Raw genomic sequence first — 17,431 nt, 5'->3', positions numbered from 1 at the left:
ATACAACATACTATGGCAACACTAAAAGAGAAAATCGGTTATGGTTTCGGGGATATGTCTTCCTCTATGTTCTGGAAAATATTCTCCTATTACTTACCGTTCTTCTATTCGAATATTTTTGGCTTGAGCTTGGCTGATGCAGGATTGCTGATGCTGGTGACACGTATTTGGGATGCAGTGTCCGATCCGATGATGGGAGTCATTGCAGACCGTACTCATACGCGTTGGGGTAAATACCGTCCTTATTTGTTGTGGATTGCAGCTCCTTTTGCCATTGCCGGGATTTTACTTTTTACAACGCCCGACATGGGGACAACGGGTAAGCTGGTATGGGCTTATGTCACTTACATCTTGATGATGACGGTATATACGGCAATCAATGTACCATACGGGGCTATGTTGGGAGTAATGACTGATGATTCGAACACAAAAACGGTTTTCTCTTCTTACCGTATGTTTTTTGCATACGGAGGTAGTTTTATCGCTTTGGGAGCATGGGAGCCATTGTGTAATTGGTTTAAATCAATGGACTATAGCAATGCTTCCAGTTGGCAATATGCCATGGTATGCATTGCCACGCTCTGCTTTTTGGGTTTTCTGTTTTGCTTTAGCATGACGCGCGAGCATGTCAAGAGTGTGGCGTCCGAATCCATCGGTAAGGATGTGAAGTCACTGGTGCGCAATTCGCCTTGGTGGATATTGAATGGTGCGGCGTTGTTGTCGAATTTCTTCAATACGGTACGCGGAGCTACTGCCGCCTACTTCTTCAAGGACTATATCAGTGCCAATGCATTCCTCGATTTCGGGGTGTTCAATCTGGTATTGTATGCCGGCTTGTTCCTGATGGTGGGTGAAGTGTGTAATATGATTGGTGTGGCGCTGGCTGTGCCTCTGTCCATGAAGTTTGGAAAGAAGTCCACTTATATCATTTCGCTCGTGTGCCTGGTAGTGCTCAGCGTGCTCTTCTTCTTTGTGCCGAATGACGGGCTGGGATGGTGGCTGATGATGATTTTCCAGGTGCTTATCTCCATCTGCACCGGTATCGTATCTCCGTTGATTTGGAGCATGTATGCGGATGTGGCGGACTATGCCGAGCAAAAGGATGGCACATCCTCTACGGGGCTGATATTCTCTTCCGGTTCTATGGCGCAGAAGTTTGGCGGTGCATTTGCAGGCTGGGCAGTAATGGCACTGTTGGCATTCTTCGGTTACAATACCGCAGAGAATGCCGTGCAGACTCCCGAGGCGCTGGATGGCTTGAAGTATCTGATGAGCTTTATTCCTGCTGCGATAGCCGCACTTTCCATCGTTGTCGTATTCATCTATCCATTGAATAAGACGCGTATGGCAGCCATCAATGCAGACCTGAAAGAGCGCCGTGAGAACCTTTAGCAGAATAACTCATAACTTATAACTCATAACTCAAAAACTTGTGGATATCAAGAAGATGAAACAGGAGATGGAGGAGGAGCTGGTTTCCAATATCCTCCCCTTCTGGATAAATAGAATGACGGATGAAGTGAACGGCGGTTTCTACGGCCGTATCACGGGCCGGGAGGAGGTGAAGCCCGAAGCAGAAAAGGGGGCAATCCTGAACGCCCGCATCTTGTGGACCTTCTCGGCTGCATACCGCTTGCTGAAGAGGCCGGAGTATCTGGAAACGGCTACGCGTGCCAAACGTACTCTTATCGACCGTTTCTATGACAATGAATTTGGTGGAGTTTACTGGTCTCTCGACTATAAAGGCAATCCGCTCGATACCAAGAAGCAGATTTATGCTTTGGGGTTCGCCATCTACGGGCTGAGTGAATATGCTCGTGCCACGGGCGATGATGAAGCGCTGGCATATGCCATCCGCTTGTTCGAGACCATCGAAGAGCATAGCTTCGACCCCGTGAAAAACGGTTATTGCGAAGCCTTGACCCGCGAATGGGGAGAAATAGCCGACATGCGCCTCAGCGCCAAGGATGAGAACGAGCGCAAGACGATGAATACCCATCTGCATATTCTGGAACCTTATACCAATCTTTTCCGCGTGTGGAAGGATACCCGTCTGGAGAGGCAACTGCGCAATTTGATAGGCCTTTTCACGGAACGGATTCTGAATATCAAGACCGGTCATCTGGAATTGTTCTTCAATGATGATTGGGTTAGTAAATACCGCATTGTCTCCTATGGGCACGACATCGAAGCCTCCTGGTTGATACACGAGGCTGCCCTTGTTCTGGGCGATAAGGACCTCCTGGAGAAAGTGGAACCACTTGTAGAATACATCGCTGCCGCTGCCGATGAAGGATTGACGCCCGACGGCAGCATGATATACGAGACTTTTCTGGATAAAGGAAAGACCGATACTGACCGCCACTGGTGGGTGCAGGCCGAGAACGTAGTGGGACATGCCAACCTCTACCAGCACTTTGATGACGAAGTGGCCATGCAGAAGGCTCTCCGATGTTGGGACTTCATCAAGCAGCATCTGGTAGACTACAAGTACGGAGAATGGCATTGGAGCGTGCGTGCCGACGGCACGGTGAACACCGATGATGACAAGGCGGGATTCTGGAAATGTCCGTATCACAACGGACGTATGTGCATGGAAATTATTGAACGTTTTTCATAGGTTTTCTATCATAAGAAGATGAATAGATTGATGGTTTTGGGGATTCTTGTCTGGATGGGGATTGCGCTGCATGCGCAATCTCTTTATCCGGACTTCAGCAAGCTGAACTTCGGGTGCGATGGAAACAGCATTACCGCAGGCGAACAATGGTCTAAGACTGTAGTGGATAAACTCGGATTCGCTACACATCACAACGTGGCGGTCGGTTCTGCCACATGGGCATGCCATCCCGATACTCAGGATTATGGCAGCGAAGCTTTTGCCGGCATCTCCGGCGGTTGGCAGGTTACGGAGGATAAGCATGAGTTACAGATGCGGCACAACAACGTGTCAAAGGTGCATATCCAGAAGTTCATAGCCGAAGTGGAAAGTGGCGCTTACCCTGCGCCCGATGTCTTTGTGTTCTCTATGGGAACGAATGACCGTAACTTGGGTAGTGCCGAAGAGGCCCTTAAAGGGAAGACGCTCGATGAAGTAGATGTCAACACCATGGCGGGCGGTGCCCGTTGGTCCATTCAGACCATTCTGGAGCATTATCCCCAATGCCGCGTATTCGTGTGCACGCCGATTCAGACCGGCAACCCCGAACACAATGCACTGAATCTGCAGAAGATTGCCATCTTGCGTGAGTTGTGCCGGGCGCTTTCCGTGCAGCTGATAGACTGTTACTCCAATTGTGGTATCACCGAAAAGTTTGAGCAGCCTTCCGGTAGCGGGCGCTATCTGCGCGACGGGTTGCATCCCGACAAACCGGGGCAGGAGCTGATGGGCCGTTACATCGCGAAGGAGATACGGAACCATTTCTTTTAGTTCCGTTCTGCATATTCCGGTTGGAATAACTTATCATTTAGGGCTTGTAAAGCCCTTTTTTTGTCTGTATTCTTAATGACGAATGCCACATCATTATTGCTGCTGCCATATGAAATCATCCGTAGGGGGATGTCCTTTAGCGCCTCCATAATCTTTGCCTCAAACCCGGCATATTCCCATTGCATGTTGCCCACCACGGAGACGATGGTCATGCGGTCTTCTACCAATACATGGGCATATTGGCGTAGTTCGGAGATGATGTTCGATAAACGAGTGCAGTCGTCTATAGCCACAGATACGTCCAGATTGGAAGATACCAGCAGGCAGAGGGGGGTACGGTACTTGGCAAAAATGTCGAAAATCTTGCTGATGAACAGATAGGGACACAGATTATGGTTCGATTCGAACTTTATGTATATGATGTGGTCCTTGGCGGCTATGGCCTTGATGATATTGTCGTCCTGCAGGTTGGAAATTAGCGTGCCTTCTGCCGACGGTTCCATAGAGTTAAGCAACCGGACGGGAATATTCCTTAGGCGTGCCGGGGCGATACAGAAGGGATGCAGTATCTTGGCACCATAGAAGGCCAGTTGTTCGGCTTCGTTGAAGCTGAGGCGTTTCACGGGGCGGGTACCTGACACCTCGCGCGGATCATTGTTGTGCATGCCATCTATGTCCGTCCATATTTGTATCTCGTCTGCTTGGAGGGCGGTGCCAATGAGGGAAGCAGTGTAATCACTGCCGCCGCGTTTCAGGTTATCTGTTTCGTTATAGGCATTCTTGCAGATGAAACCCTGAGTGATGAAGAGATTGATGCCGGGATGGCAGGCAAGCTGTTCTCGGAGTTTCTGTTCTATATATTCCAAGTCGGGTTCGTTGTCGGGGCCGATACGCATGAAGTCGAATGCACAAAGCAGTACATTGGGAACTTTCAGCTCGCGCAGGTAGAAGTGCATTAGGGCGGTACTGATAAGTTCGCCTTGTGCCAGCACTTCCTTCTCTTCGACAGAGGTGAAGGAATCTTTGGTAAATTTCCAAAGTTGCTGGAAGCGGTCGAGGATATAATCTATTGCTTCCCGTTTCAGTTTCTCGTCGGTCAGCAACCCATTGGCAAATTCGATGAATTGGAATTCCAGCCGGGTGATACGGTCGTGAGCTTGTTCTATTTCACGGTTGAACAAGTTGGCGGCAATCTCCTCCAGATGGTTGGTGGTGCCTGCAGTGGCAGACAGTACCACAATCTTGGGTGTTGCATCTTTAATGAGTGTTGCTACATGTTTCATTCTCTCTACGGTGCCGACGGAAGTTCCGCCGAATTTACAAACTTTCATTTCTTGTTTCTTTTTTAACAGTTTCATAATTGCATTCATCCGGATGTTCTTCCTTCCGGCTTTTCATTTCAGGTGGCCTCTTTCCAAAATGGAAGGGGGAGGCATGAGGGGCTTTCACTGGGACTAGGCCTGCATAATGCCGCTGTGGCATTGCTGTGGTGGGATATTCATATCCCGGTTGGTGGCAGGCTCTTGCCCCTTCACCTATAAAAGTTCAAAAGATATGCCGTTGGTATTTGGGAAAAGCCTATATTTGCACACCCTGTTTTTTACCGTTATCAGTTTAAAAACTTATCGAATAGATATGAGTAAGATTCTAATCATTGATGATGAGGTACAAATCCGTACCCTTCTGACACGGATGATGGAGTTGGAGGGATATGACGTCTGTCAGGCTGGTGATTGCAGGGCTGCCCTGAAGCAACTGGAACTCCAAAATCCCGATGTAGTTTTGTGTGATGTGTTTCTGCCCGATGGAAATGGGGTAGACCTGGTGTTGGCTATCAAGAAGGCGGCACCCAATGTGGAAGTTATTCTGCTGACAGCGCACGGCAATATTCCCGATGGGGTGCAGGCCATCAAGAACGGTGCTTTCGACTACATCACCAAGGGAGACGATAATAACAAGATTATTCCTCTGATAAGCCGTGCTGTAGAGAAAGCGCGTATGAATGTGCGGTTGGAAAAACTGGAGAAGAAGGTGGGACAGACGTACTCTTTTGATTCTATCCTGGGAGAATCCAAAGTCCTGAAGGATGCTGTTTCATTAGCTCAGAAGGTGTCAGGGACTGATGTTCCTGTACTGTTGACTGGAGAAACGGGCACGGGTAAGGAGGTATTTGCCCAGGCCATCCACTACAGTAGTAAGCGTGCACGGCAGAATTTTGTAGCGGTTAACTGTTCTTCGTTCAGCAAGGAGTTGCTGGAAAGTGAAATGTTCGGTCATAAAGCCGGTTCGTTTACCGGCGCATTGAAGGATAAGAAGGGACTGTTCGAGGAAGCGAATAATGGGACTATTTTTTTGGATGAAATCGGTGAGATGGCGTTTGAACTGCAAGCCAAGTTGCTGCGTATTCTTGAAACCGGTGAGTATATTAAGATAGGTGATACGAAACCTACCCGTGTCAATGTCCGCATCATTGCCGCTACGAACCGCAACTTGTCCCAGGAGATTGTTGCCGGACGTTTCCGCGAGGATTTGTTTTATAGATTAAGCGTATTTCAGATACATCTGCCGCCATTGCGCGAACGTGCAGGTGATATCCGGCTGTTGGCGAAGGCTTTTATAAAGAGTTTTGCGGAACAGCTGGCGCGTCCGGTGGTTGAAATAGCTCCCGCATTTCTTGAAGCATTGGACTCCCAACCGTGGAAGGGAAATATTCGTGAATTACGTAACGTGATAGAACGCAGTATGATTGTTTGCGAGAGCGGATATCTGGACATTGCTGATTTGCCGTTTGATATTCAGAATGCCCATTATGAACACTCCAATGATTCAAGTCCCGGCAGTTTTGAACTTTCAGCTATGGAACGCCGGCACATTGCCCGTGTACTGGAGTATACAAAGGGGAATAAGACAGAAGCAGCCCGGTTATTGAAAATAGGTTTGACGACGTTGTATCGGAAGATTGAGGAATACAAGATCTCAGATCTATAATAGGGGGCTCAGTATACGACTGAGGTACCTTCGATATAGGACCGTGGCAAGATTATTCTTGAAACAGGCTTAGAAGCAGAAAGTGCCTATGGGCTAAAACATATCAAAACAGGTTGCACCTTTTCATTTTGAAAGGGTGCAACCTGTTTCTTTTTATACTTGTTTAGTATGTATTCTGTTGATAATTAATGGTGTATGGTATATGCGCTCTTTTTGGCACATATTTGGCACATTCCTGGCAGACAAAAATATGTAGTAACATTTTAAAAGGTAAAAACATGGGAATAACAGTATCATTTATTTTTTGCCTATTGAGCGGTTTGTTCGCCTTTTGGCTTTTCTGGAAATGCGTAGATTGGTTTGAGAAGATTTAAAAGAGAGAATTATGTACACAGCTTTATTTGTATTAGGTATTGTAATGTTCGGGTATCTGACTTATGTGCTGATAAGACCCGAAAAGTTTTAATGAATGGAGAGTGGAGAAATGAACACTGAAATTTTAGGTGTAGCCTTGCAGATTGTTCTGCTGATTGTGATATCCTATCCTCTGGGAAAGTATATTGCCAAGGTTTACAAAGGCGAAAAGACATGGTCGGATTTCATGAAGCCGGTCGAGAGATTGATTTATAAAGTGGCCGGAGTCAATCCGGAGGAAGAGATGAACTGGAAACAGTTCTTGAAAGCCCTGCTGATTCTGAATGCCTTTTGGTTTGTATGGGGCATGGTGCTACTCTGTACACAGCAGTGGTTGCCGTTAAATCCGGATGGAAACGCTAACCAGACACCGGATCTGGCATTCAATACATGTATCAGTTTTATGGTGAACTGTAATTTGCAGCATTATTCCGGTGAAAGCGGACTGACATATTTTACACAGTTGTTCGTCATTATGTTGTTCCAATTCATTACCGCCGCTACCGGTATGGCAGCTATGGCAGGTATCATGAAGGGTATGGCTGCTAAATCGACGAAGACTATCGGTAACTTCTGGAAGTTCTTGGTTTTGAGCTGTACACGTGTATTATTACCGCTTTCGTTGATTGTGGGCTTCATCCTCATTCTACAAGGTACTCCGATGGGATTTGATGGTAAGCTGGAAGTTCAGACGATGGAAGGACAAACCCAGTTGGTTTCACAAGGTCCTACGGCAGCGATTGTTCCTATCAAGCAATTGGGTACGAACGGTGGCGGTTACTTTGGATGTAACTCTTCACATCCGTTGGAAAATCCTACTTACTTGACAGATATTGCAGAATGTTGGTCTATCCTAATTATACCAATGTCTATGGTGATTGCACTCGGCTTTTACATCAAACGTAAGAAGATGGCTTACTCTATCTATAGTGTAATGCTTTTTGCTTTTCTTGTCGGTGTTTGCATCAATGTTTCGCAGGAGATGGGAGGTAATCCGCGCATTGATGAGATGGGAATTGCTCAAGACAATGGAGCAATGGAAGGTAAAGAAGTCCGTTTAGGGTCTGCTGCTACTGCTCTTTGGAGTATTGTGACTACAGTTACTTCCAATGGCTCTGTGAATGGTATGCATGATTCAACGATGCCTCTTTCCGGTATGATGGAAATGCTGAACATGCAGATTAATACGTGGTTTGGAGGTGTGGGTGTAGGTTTCATGAACTATTATACATTCATCATTATCGCCGTATTCATCAGTGGACTGATGGTGGGACGTACTCCGGAATTTCTCGGTAAGAAGGTAGAGGCGCGTGAAATGAAGATTGCTACCATTGTGGCACTGCTTCATCCGCTTATCATCTTGGGCGGTGTGGCACTTTCTTGCTTTTTGTTCGCTCATTATCCTGAATTTGTGGCAGGTGAAGGCGGCTGGTTGAATAATCCCAGTTTCCACGGACTGAGTGAGCAGCTTTATGAATATACTTCGGCTGCGGCCAATAATGGTTCCGGCTTCGAAGGATTGGGCGACAATACTTACTTCTGGAACTATACTACCGGCTGGACGCTGATTTTAGGACGTTTCCTGCCTATCGTAGGTCAGGTAGCCATTGCTGGTCTGTTGGCCGGAAAGAAATATGTTCCGGAGAGTGCCGGTACGCTGAAGACGGATACAGTAACTTTCGGTGTGATGACTTTTGCCGTTATCTTTATTGTGGCTGCCTTGTCATTCTTCCCGGCACATGCATTGAGTACGATTGCTGAACATTTCAGTTTGTAATAGTAGTTTGTAAAAAGTAATTTCATAGGTATGAAAGATAATAAATCAGCTTCTTTGTTTCAGAAGGAGCAAGTAATGGAAAGTTTGAAGCAATCATTCGTGAAGCTGAATCCACGGGTGATGATAAAGAATCCGATTATGTTTACGGTGGAAGTCGTAACAGTCGTCATGCTGATTGTCTGTTTCCTTTCATTGGGTACTTCGGAATATGGAGCATTCGGATATAATTTATTGGTATTCATCATCTTGTTTGTGACGTTACTGTTTGCTAATTTTGCTGAAGCCATCGCTGAAGCTCGTGGTAAGGCCCAAGCTGACAGTTTGCGTAAAACCCGTGAAGAGACTCCTGCTAAAGTGTTGGTTGACGGTAAAATCCATACCGTTAGCAGTTCACGTTTGAAGAAAGGTGACTATTTTATTTGTGAAGCAGGAGATACGATTCCTGCCGACGGTGAGATTGTGGAAGGTTTGGCCTCCATTGACGAAAGTGCCATTACCGGTGAATCTGCTCCGGTTATCCGTGAGGCCGGTGGTGACAAGAGTTCCGTAACTGGTGGTACAAAAGTTCTTTCTGATAAAATCAAGGTATTGGTGACGCAGCAACCGGGTGAGAGCTTTCTTGACAAGATGATTGCTTTGGTAGAAGGCGCTACTCGCCAGAAGACTCCGAACGAGATAGCATTGACTATTCTTCTGGCCGGTTTCACCTTGGTATTCGTCATTGTATGTGTGACGTTGATTCCTATGGCCGACTATACGAATATCGACCATCCGGGAACTTATATCTCCATTGCAGCCATCATTTCTTTGTTTGTCTGCTTGATACCGACTACTATCGGCGGACTGCTTTCTGCCATCGGCATTGCTGGGATGGACCGTGCTTTGCGCGCTAATGTAATCACCAAATCCGGTAAGGCGGTAGAAACAGCCGGTGACATTGATACCTTGTTGCTAGACAAGACTGGCACCATTACAATCGGTAACCGTAAAGCTACTAAGTTTCATTCGGCTTCGGGTGTTGACGAGAATTTGTTCGTAGAGGCTTGCTTGTTGTCCTCACTTTCTGACGAGACTCCGGAAGGTAAGTCTATCATTGAACTGGGACGTGAAAACGGTCATCGTATGCGTGATTTGAATACTACCGGTGCTCATATGATTAAGTTTACAGCCGAAACAAAATGTTCGGGTGTGGATTTGCAGGATGGTACTCAGATACGTAAAGGCGCCTTCGACGCTATTCGCAAGATTGTGGAAAATGCCGGAAACAAGTTCCCGAAAGAGATTGAAGAGGTGATTGCTGTAATTACCAGCAACGGTGGAACTCCGTTGGTAGTATGTGTCAATCAGAGGGTTACCGGGGTAATCGAGTTGCAGGATATTATCAAACCGGGTATTCAGGAACGTTTTGAGCGTCTTCGCAAGATGGGTGTGAAAACTGTGATGGTGACCGGTGACAACCCTTTGACAGCCAAATACATCGCAGAGAAAGCTGGAGTGGATGATTTCATTGCTGAAGCCAAGCCGGAAGACAAGATGGAATATATTAAAAAAGAACAGCAGGCCGGTAAGCTGGTGGCTATGATGGGTGACGGTACAAACGACGCTCCCGCCCTTGCACAAGCTAATGTGGGGGTGGCGATGAACAGCGGTACGCAGGCAGCCAAAGAAGCCGGTAATATGGTGGACCTTGACAACGACCCGACGAAGCTGATTGAAATTGTGGAGATTGGCAAACAGTTGTTGATGACACGCGGTACGTTGACTACCTTCTCCATTGCGAACGACGTTGCCAAGTACTTTGCCATTATCCCTGCTTTGTTTATGGTAGCCATCCCTCAGTTGGCTCCTCTGAACATTATGGGACTGTATAGCCCTGAAACGGCCATTCTCTCGGCTGTCATATTCAACGCTATCATCATTCCTATCTTGATTCCGTTGGCTTTGAAAGGTGTTCAGTATAAGCCAATCGGTGCCAGTGCATTGCTTCGTCGCAACCTGCTGATTTATGGTGTGGGCGGTGTCATCGCTCCGTTTGTCGGCATCAAACTGATAGATATGATAGTTAGTCTGTTTTTTTAAAACTTGGATAAAATGAAAACTCTTTGGAAATCATTTAAAATAACAATTGCATTTTGCATATTTTTCTCTCTGTTCTATATCCTTGTCTTGTGGATATTTGCACAGTTCGCCGGTCCCAACAAGGGAAATGCAGAGGTGGCAACCCTCAATGGTAAAGTGGTAGGTGCTGCCAATGTAGGCCAGATGTTTACGCAAGATATTTATTTTTGGGGACGCCCGTCTGCGGGTGATTATACAGCCGATGCTTCGGGTGGTAGTAACAAGGGGCCTACGAACGATGAATACCTGGCAGAAGTGGAAGCCCGTATCGATACTTTTCTGGTACATCATCCTTATCTGAGCCGCAAGGATGTGCCTGCTGAAATGGTAACCGCCAGTGGTTCCGGTCTAGACCCACATATCACACCTGCTTGTGCTTATGTACAAGTGAAGCGTGTGGCTCAGGCACGTGGCATGAACGAGGCTGAAGTGAAAGCCATTGTAGACAAGAACATCAGCAAACCCTTTTTGGGGGTGTTTGGTACGGAAACTGTCAATGTGCTGGAACTGAACATTGCATTAGAAGAAGCCGATCAGAATAAATAATTTTTTAGTTGTGTTTGTCATGTGTTATGGGCAGGAGCGGAAGTATTTCTGTTCAGGCAGCGAAAGACTGTCATTTTACAGGGGGAGCCGAAACTTCCTTCCTGCCTTTCAACGATTGATTAGTAATGGTAAATAAATAGTTGGATATGAAAAGTTTAAAAATATCAATTCTAGTTTTTGCGAGTATGGTAGCTGCTTGTTTTATGGGAACCGGCAAAGTGCAAGCTCAGGAATTTACAATACAAGGTGATTTAGTCAGTTCTTATGTTTGGCGCGGCTTTTACCAGACGGGAGTCAGTTTTCAGCCCACTTTGGGTTTTGGGGTCGGTGATTTTTCTTTGACGGCATGGGGCTCTACCGATTTTGACGGAGTTTCTTCAGGAGAAGGGGCTGCGGCTAAGGAGATTGATTTGACGGCTGCCTATGCTTTGGGAGAATCAGGTCTAACTTTTTCTGTTGCCAGCTTGTGGTGGGGCGGACAAGGAGCAAGAAAGTATTTTAATTTTAAGAGTCACGAAACAGCTCATCACTTTGAAGCGGGATTAGCCTATACATTGCCGGTTGAAAAGTTCCCTTTGTCAATCGCTTGGTACACAATGTTTGCCGGAGCTGACAAAGATGACAAAGGCAGGCAGAATTATTCTTCGTATGTTGAATTCAACTATCCGTTCAGTGTTAAGTCTGTAGATTTGAACCTGACTTGCGGATTTCTGCCTTATGAAGCTGGGGTAGGAGTATATGGTGTTCCTAACAGTGGATTTGCCGTAACCAATGTGGCACTGAAAGGTATTACGGAAATCAAGATTACTGACAGTTTCTCAATACCTGTATTTGCACAAGCCATTTGGAACCCTCGTATGGAAGATGCACATCTGGTATTCGGCTTTACTTTAAGGCCATGATTTATTTAGATATAACTTTAGAACTCATGAATTAGTGTTGGATGCCCGTGGCGGTCGTGATGATCGTTACGGGTTATATGGCATATATAAGACAAGTAAAAAAACAGAAGAAATGAGTAGGGAAGAAAGCGTACAGCATTTTCTTGATTTGATTAAAAAGTCGCGGCGTGGCAAGTTCAAAGTCTACATCGGCATGATTGCTGGTGTAGGTAAATCTTATCGTATGCTTCAGGAAGCACACGAGTTACTTGACAACGGAGTAGATGTGAAGATAGGCTATATAGAGACACACGGGCGTGCCGGTACGGATGCTATGTTGGAAGGATTGCCCGTTGTTCCTCGTCGTAAGATATTCTATAAAGGAAAAGAGCTGGAAGAAATGGATTTGGATGCCATTATCCAGATACACCCTGAGATAGTAGTGGTGGATGAACTGGCACATACCAATGTGGAAGGTAGCCGGAATGAGAAACGCTGGCAGGATGTGATGGATTTGCTTGATGAGGGTATCAATGTGATTTCTGCCGTTAACATCCAGCACATTGAGAGTGTCAATGAAGAAGTACAAGGCATCTCGGGTATTGAGGTGAAGGAACGTATTCCCGATAGCGTTTTGCAAGAGGCAGATGAGGTGGTGAATATTGACTTGACTGCGGAAGAATTGATAGCCCGTCTGAAAGCTGGAAAAATTTACAAGCCGGAAAAGGTCTCTACTGCCTTGAACAATTTCTTTAAAACGGAAAATATTCTCCAATTACGTGAACTGGCTTTAAAAGAGGTGGCTTTACGGGTGGAAAAGAAAGTGGAGAATGAAGTGGTTACCAGTGTGGGAGTCCGTCATGAGAGATTTCTGGCATGTATCAGCAGCAACGAGAAAACACCACGACGCATCATTCGTAAAGCTGCACGTCTGGCAACCCGCTACAATACTTCGTTTGTTGCCCTTTATGTGCAGACTCCCAGAGAAAGTACTGACCGCATCGGTCTGGCAAATCAAAGGTATTTATTGAACCACTTCAAATTGGTGACCGAACTGGGAGGGGAGGTCGTTCAGGTGCAATCGCCGGATGTGCTGGGAAGCATTGTTGATACTTGTAGGGAGAAACAGATAACAACTGTCTGCATGGGAAGTCCGTCACTTTCTTTTCCGAAATCATTGTTCATGATATTGAAATACCGAAAATTTGTGCGTGATTTGGCACAAGTAAACATAGATTTGATTATACTTGCATAATATTAATTCTTAGGAACATTATGAATATTCGTACAAAATTGATACTCAGCGTAGGGGTATTGGCTGGAATGATTATTTTGTTGGTTGCTCTTTCTGTGGTGAATCTACAGATACTGACGGCTACAGAGCCGGATAGTCCTGCTGCTGTACCGGGATTGCAACGTGCATTGCTCTGGATTTCTGTGATAGGTGGGGTATGTATTTTTGCCAGTATCATATTGTTGGTATGGCTTCCCCGTTCCATCAGCAAACCTATTCAAGAACTGACGCGTGGGATTCTTGAAATAGCGAACCATAATTATGAGAAACGTCTGGATATGAGTGGACGCGAGGAATTTCGTGAAGTGGCTGATAGTTTTAATCGGATGGCGGAACGACTGACGGAGTATCGCGCCAGTACGCTGAACGACATACTTTCTGCTAAGAAATTTCTTGAGGCTATTGTGAATAGTATTGATGAACCTATTATTGGTTTGAACCGTAATAGGGAAATTCTCTTTATCAATAATGAGGCTTTAACTGTGCTGAATTTAAAACGGGAAGAGGTAATTCGCCGTTCGGCTGAGGAGCTTTCTTTGAAGAATGATTTGCTCCGCCGTTTAGTTCGTGAATTGGTAAATCCGGGTGAAAAGAAAGAACCGTTGAAGATTTATGCAGACAATAAGGAGAGTTACTTTAAAGCTTCTTACATTACCATTATAAATGCAGAGGCTGATGATGACGAACCTCATAATCTTGGCGATGTGATTTTACTGAAAAATATTACAGAATTCAAAGAATTGGATAGTGCCAAGACTACTTTTATCTCGACTATTTCTCATGAACTGAAAACGCCTATATCCGCTATTCTGATGAGTCTGCAGTTGTTGGAGGACAAACGGGTAGGGGTGTTGAACGACGAGCAGGAGCAATTATCGAACAGCATTAAGGAAAATGCTGATCGCCTTCTTGGGATTACCGGAGAACTACTGAACATGACGCAGGTAGAAGCCGGTAAACTGCAGATGATGCCTAAAATAACAAAGCCCATTGAACTGATAGAGTATGCCATCAAGGCTAATCAGGTACAGGCTGATAAATTCGGCATTCAGATAGAAGTGGAGTATCCGGAAGAAAAAATGCCTAAATTGTTTGTCGATAGCGAAAAGATTGCTTGGGTACTCACCAATTTGTTGAGTAATGCTATCCGCTATTCCAAAGAGAACGGGAGGGTGGTTATCGGCGCCAAGCATGACGAGGATTTTGTGGAAATGTATGTGCAGGATTTTGGAAAAGGTATCGACCCGCGTTATCACCAGAGCATTTTTGACCGTTATTTCCGAGTGCCGGGCACTAAAGTGCAAGGTAGTGGCTTAGGACTTTCCATTTCGAAAGACTTTGTGGAAGCGCATGGCGGTACACTGACTGTTCAGAGTGAGCTGGGTAAGGGGAGCCGCTTCGTTATCCGGTTGAAAGCGTAACGTTTTCTATTTTTTGCGGTACTGTTGCGGAGACATGCCTGTTTGTTTCTTGAAAAATGTACCAAAATAAGAAGCATTGGGAAAATTGAAGAAATCGGCGATTTCCTGGATATTTTTCTGGGTGTTCTTGAGTAGTGAGATGCTTTTGCGGATGATGGATTTGAATATCAGTTCCTGCACGGTGAATCCGCAGACGGACTTGGATAGTGCAGAGAGGTATTTGGGTGATAAGCAGAGTTTGTCTGCATAAAACTCTACACCGCGTTCTTCCGTGTAGTGTGCATCTATCAACTGAATCAGCCGGATAAAAATTTCATGTTTGTGGCCAACCGTTGTTTTAAGGTTCATCAGTTTACGGTTGTAAATGGAACAGATGCGGTATGTGAGTCCCAGCAGAAGCAGCCTTTGTTCGTTGTCGTTGAAGGTGTTGTTGTCTAAGTGCAGGGTATTGTCCAGTAAGGACATGTATTTCAGGACTTCTTCTTCGTCTCCGGTGTTCCATACGTAGCATGGTTCGGTCCGGAGCTGCATGTATAGGTACATGGTTGCCACTGAATTGCCTATGATGTCCCTTATCGGTTCTATCTGGTAAATGAATATGAATAGTTGCAGGTCTTCCGATTCGCTCAGCACTTGGAAGAGGGAATCTTCCGGAATGAAAACTGTTTCGCCTGCCTGGGCCGAGAATACCTTCATGTTGAGCGAAAAGGTGAAGTTGCCCTGGCGGCAGACCATCAGTCCTGCTCCATTAATCATGAAAGGTTTCTTCAAGGAGGCAGGGAAGGAGCAGAGCATACCTTCTGAACTACAAATGTTTTCTCCGTTGGACAATGCGCGGTCCAAGTGGGATAAACGTTCTTGTTGAGTATCCATAACAGACAAAATTACAGGTTGTACCGAAAATTGTCTGCTAAGTTAGTAATTTTCGTTTAGGATACCGCACGACAAGCACAAATATCATGCAAATCAGGCAGGCATAGAGTGTCCATCCTGCCATTTCCTTTACAGCAGAGAGGGTGGCCTGCACCTGGATGCGTCCTTTGGTGGATATGGCAGCCATGTTGATTGCTTCTTGTTTGCTTTTTCCCTGATATTGCATGCCTTGTACGGTTTGGGTAAACGAGGCGGACGCTTCGGGGTGCAACATGTCTACATTCTGTGCATAGCGGGTGACGTAGTGCTGCTGGCGTTCTTGCAGCACATTCGTATAGAGTGCGGCTCCGATGCAGGGAGCCAATACCATGCGTACGGTAATCATGGTACATATCCAGGAAGAAAGATATTTGTAAGGCATGCGTTGGGTGGCGTAGGTTGGAATCAGCGAGTAGAGGAACATCATGCCGGTGGAGCGGATGATGACCGGATACTTCATCCGTTCGTACAGTCCTGCACCTTGTACCTCGAAATACATGAACATGGCGGAAAGCCCCAATAGAAGGAAACCGGCGGCAAAGAGATATTTGAAGTGTACGCCTTTTACGCTGAGCCAGATAGTGGCTATACCGCCGATGAGGTAGCCCAGCATGGACCAGTTGCCCAGGGTGGCATTCTGAAAGTTGTCCAGTTTCATGCCTATGCCCGTGAATACATTGACAAACATGGCGCTGGAATTCAGTACCATTAACAGAAAATAGAATAGGAAACCCATACGGATGGTACGCAGTTTGAATACATCGAGCTGATAGTAAGGATTGCGCTGGGTAGACTCGATATAGAGAAATATGCCGCCAGCAATGATGGCGCAGACTGTGGCCCATTGTATGGTTGGGTCATCGTACCAGTCGAGCACTTTGCCATAAGTAAGCACGTAGGTAATGCAGGCTAGTGTGATGCAGAAGATGGAGGCATTGCCGAACTGCTTGAAGTTGATGGGGAAACGGCGGGTGGTATATTTATGATAAGGCATAGTAATGAAGGTGATGAGGATGCAAAGTAATAGTAGCCCCATCATAAAGTAGTGTATGTACTGCCATTCATATTCAAAAGCGAGCCAGGCGGTGAGCGAGGTTCCCAATTGCCCCAGTACCATGAAGAATAGATAGATGGCGGGTTGTGCCGCACTCCGTTCGATGTCCAGCTTGTCCCAGCCTTCGTCAGTTGTGGGCTCGTTGCCGGGTGTAATTTTGTCGTACGCCTCGATATGCCCTGCATACTTTATGAGGGTGAAGAGGTTGACCATCATCAGCACCATTCGTAGGAATCCCATAAAGATGCTGCATAGTGCCAGCAGGAAAACGCTGTCTGTCTTGGCACAGATATAGCTGAAGATGTACATCAGGGAGAATCCTGCCAGGCACATCATTTTCTGCCGGCGTATGACTACCAGCCTATACAGAAAAGGGCAGAATGCTGCCATGCCAATGGAAGTGGCGAAGTTGGCAAACTGGATATGCTCGGAAATGATGCCGAGTTCGCTCATCATTTCGGTGCTTGCCACCGAGTAGGTACCGCCTACAGTCAGTATCGGCAAAAAGAATACGAATAGGATGATGATACCTACCGGCTTAGGTACCCAGTTGTAGAAGGGATAGTTCTTGGGGGATGAGGGCATGGATAATTAAA

General features: G+C 46.1%; 14 protein-coding genes. 11 read left to right on the top strand and 3 right to left on the bottom strand.

Features of this window, described 5'->3' with window-relative positions:
• Nucleotides 1-12: 12 nt before the first annotated feature.
• The 3 genes from NQ510_RS01990 to NQ510_RS01980 are packed head-to-tail and all read left to right on the top strand — an operon-like array spanning nt 13 to nt 3,430.
• Nucleotides 13-1,392 carry an MFS transporter gene (locus NQ510_RS01990; RefSeq protein WP_005824990.1) on the top strand — a complete coding sequence of 460 codons (1,380 nt, stop codon included), beginning with the start codon at nt 13-15 and terminating at the stop codon, nt 1,390-1,392.
• A gap of 40 nt (nt 1,393-1,432) precedes the next feature.
• Complete coding sequence (locus tag NQ510_RS01985) at nt 1,433-2,620, top strand: AGE family epimerase/isomerase (protein ID WP_008662925.1); 1,188 nt, start codon at nt 1,433-1,435, stop codon at nt 2,618-2,620.
• Between the two features lie 18 nt (nt 2,621-2,638).
• The gene (locus tag NQ510_RS01980) at nt 2,639-3,430 is read left to right on the top strand and encodes an SGNH/GDSL hydrolase family protein (protein WP_005824695.1); all 792 of its coding nucleotides are present in this window, start codon (nt 2,639-2,641) and stop codon (nt 3,428-3,430) included.
• Here NQ510_RS01980 and NQ510_RS01975 read toward each other — a convergent pair.
• Entirely contained in the window at nt 3,427-4,761 is a 1,335-nt protein-coding gene (locus NQ510_RS01975) for an aspartate kinase (protein WP_008662927.1), read from the bottom strand. The genes NQ510_RS01980 and NQ510_RS01975 overlap by 4 nt on opposite strands.
• Nucleotides 4,762-5,065: 304 nt before the next feature.
• Between NQ510_RS01975 and NQ510_RS01970 the strand changes: the two genes are divergently transcribed.
• The 8 genes from NQ510_RS01970 to NQ510_RS01940 all read left to right on the top strand — a co-directional run bounded on the left by NQ510_RS01970 (nt 5,066) and on the right by NQ510_RS01940 (nt 14,869).
• Nucleotides 5,066-6,418, top strand: coding sequence for a sigma-54-dependent transcriptional regulator (locus NQ510_RS01970; protein WP_008662930.1), 1,353 nt, complete (start codon nt 5,066-5,068; stop codon nt 6,416-6,418).
• Between the two features lie 385 nt (nt 6,419-6,803).
• The gene (gene kdpF / locus NQ510_RS18865) at nt 6,804-6,884 is read left to right on the top strand and encodes a K(+)-transporting ATPase subunit F (protein ID WP_055305132.1); all 81 of its coding nucleotides are present in this window, start codon (nt 6,804-6,806) and stop codon (nt 6,882-6,884) included.
• Between the two features lie 18 nt (nt 6,885-6,902).
• The gene (gene kdpA, locus NQ510_RS01965; protein WP_009037805.1) at nt 6,903-8,609 is read left to right on the top strand and encodes a potassium-transporting ATPase subunit KdpA; all 1,707 of its coding nucleotides are present in this window, start codon (nt 6,903-6,905) and stop codon (nt 8,607-8,609) included.
• Between the two features lie 30 nt (nt 8,610-8,639).
• On the top strand, nt 8,640-10,688 hold the full coding sequence (gene kdpB, locus NQ510_RS01960; RefSeq protein ID WP_005824707.1) for a potassium-transporting ATPase subunit KdpB: 2,049 nt from the start codon (nt 8,640-8,642) through the stop codon (nt 10,686-10,688).
• A 12-nt stretch (nt 10,689-10,700) separates the two neighbouring features.
• On the top strand, nt 10,701-11,273 hold the full coding sequence (locus NQ510_RS01955; RefSeq protein ID WP_005824709.1) for a K(+)-transporting ATPase subunit C: 573 nt from the start codon (nt 10,701-10,703) through the stop codon (nt 11,271-11,273).
• Between the two features lie 146 nt (nt 11,274-11,419).
• Complete coding sequence (locus NQ510_RS01950) at nt 11,420-12,175, top strand: hypothetical protein (protein ID WP_005824711.1); 756 nt, start codon at nt 11,420-11,422, stop codon at nt 12,173-12,175.
• A gap of 112 nt (nt 12,176-12,287) precedes the next feature.
• A complete protein-coding gene (locus tag NQ510_RS01945) occupies nt 12,288-13,409 on the top strand; it encodes a sensor protein KdpD (protein ID WP_005834862.1) in 1,122 nt (373 codons plus the stop codon).
• 20 nt (nt 13,410-13,429) lie between these two features.
• Entirely contained in the window at nt 13,430-14,869 is a 1,440-nt protein-coding gene (locus NQ510_RS01940; RefSeq protein ID WP_005824715.1) for a sensor histidine kinase, read from the top strand.
• Between the two features lie 6 nt (nt 14,870-14,875).
• Here NQ510_RS01940 and NQ510_RS01935 read toward each other — a convergent pair whose 3' ends face one another.
• Both NQ510_RS01935 and NQ510_RS01930 read right to left on the bottom strand, forming a co-directional pair.
• A complete protein-coding gene (locus NQ510_RS01935) occupies nt 14,876-15,742 on the bottom strand; it encodes a helix-turn-helix domain-containing protein (protein ID WP_034525423.1) in 867 nt (288 codons plus the stop codon).
• Nucleotides 15,743-15,779: 37 nt separating this feature from the next.
• Nucleotides 15,780-17,420, bottom strand: a complete 1,641-nt coding sequence (locus NQ510_RS01930; RefSeq protein WP_005824720.1) for an efflux MFS transporter permease — start codon at nt 17,418-17,420, stop codon at nt 15,780-15,782.
• Nucleotides 17,421-17,431 lie beyond the last annotated feature (11 nt).

The organism is Bacteroides uniformis, assembly GCF_025147485.1.
GTDB lineage: Bacteria > Bacteroidota > Bacteroidia > Bacteroidales > Bacteroidaceae > Bacteroides > Bacteroides uniformis.
This window is presented reverse-complemented; position numbering and strand designations above follow the sequence as displayed.

Bases quoted from the DNA above. Each gene is read 5' to 3' on its own strand.
- NQ510_RS01990 (WP_005824990.1), top strand. From the start codon at position 13: ATGGCAACACTAAAAGAGAAAATCGGTTATGGTTTCGGGGATATGTCT.
- NQ510_RS01980 (WP_005824695.1), top strand. From the start codon at position 2,639: ATGAATAGATTGATGGTTTTGGGGATTCTTGTCTGGATGGGGATTGCG.
- NQ510_RS01975 (WP_008662927.1), bottom strand. From the start codon at position 4,761: ATGAAAGTTTGTAAATTCGGCGGAACTTCCGTCGGCACCGTAGAGAGA.
- NQ510_RS01970 (WP_008662930.1), top strand. From the start codon at position 5,066: ATGAGTAAGATTCTAATCATTGATGATGAGGTACAAATCCGTACCCTT.
- kdpF (WP_055305132.1), top strand. From the start codon at position 6,804: ATGTACACAGCTTTATTTGTATTAGGTATTGTAATGTTCGGGTATCTG.
- kdpA (WP_009037805.1), top strand. From the start codon at position 6,903: ATGAACACTGAAATTTTAGGTGTAGCCTTGCAGATTGTTCTGCTGATT.
- kdpB (WP_005824707.1), top strand. From the start codon at position 8,640: ATGAAAGATAATAAATCAGCTTCTTTGTTTCAGAAGGAGCAAGTAATG.
- NQ510_RS01955 (WP_005824709.1), top strand. From the start codon at position 10,701: ATGAAAACTCTTTGGAAATCATTTAAAATAACAATTGCATTTTGCATA.
- NQ510_RS01950 (WP_005824711.1), top strand. From the start codon at position 11,420: ATGAAAAGTTTAAAAATATCAATTCTAGTTTTTGCGAGTATGGTAGCT.
- NQ510_RS01945 (WP_005834862.1), top strand. From the start codon at position 12,288: ATGAGTAGGGAAGAAAGCGTACAGCATTTTCTTGATTTGATTAAAAAG.
- NQ510_RS01940 (WP_005824715.1), top strand. From the start codon at position 13,430: ATGAATATTCGTACAAAATTGATACTCAGCGTAGGGGTATTGGCTGGA.
- NQ510_RS01935 (WP_034525423.1), bottom strand. From the start codon at position 15,742: ATGGATACTCAACAAGAACGTTTATCCCACTTGGACCGCGCATTGTCC.
- NQ510_RS01930 (WP_005824720.1), bottom strand. From the start codon at position 17,420: ATGCCCTCATCCCCCAAGAACTATCCCTTCTACAACTGGGTACCTAAG.